Origin of the sequence: Streptomyces sp. BE303 (genome assembly GCF_036290945.1) — a bacterium.
Classification (GTDB): Bacteria; Actinomycetota; Actinomycetes; order Streptomycetales; family Streptomycetaceae; genus Kitasatospora.
In genome coordinates, this window is the sequence record NZ_JAQYWZ010000167.1 from 1 (window position 1) to 262 (window position 262).

Below are 262 nucleotides of genomic sequence, written 5' to 3' on the forward strand. Positions count from 1 at the left end.
CAGGGTCCGTACCCCGGGCCAGAACGGCTCACGCGAGCGGGGCTTCGGCTCGCTGAAGTACGAGAAGCTGTTCTTGGAGGAGATACCCGACGCCCTCGACCTGGTCCGCCATGCCGAGGACTACCGGCTCGAGTACAACACCGTCCGCCCTCACGAGGCACTCGCCTGGAACCGGCCCCACGACGTGCACACCGGCCAGGCCGACCCGCTCGTCCCCAACTTTCCCGAACCCCAAAACCTGCCAGTTACTTGACGCGGGACA

At 66.4% G+C, this 262-nt stretch carries 1 protein-coding gene; it reads left to right on the forward strand.

All coding sequences use genetic code 11. The features are described 5' to 3' along the window. A partial coding sequence (locus PUR56_RS43180; protein WP_329875163.1) for an integrase core domain-containing protein occupies positions 1–253 on the forward strand: 253 nt, incomplete at its 5' end. Between the last annotated feature and the right edge of the window lie 9 nt (positions 254–262).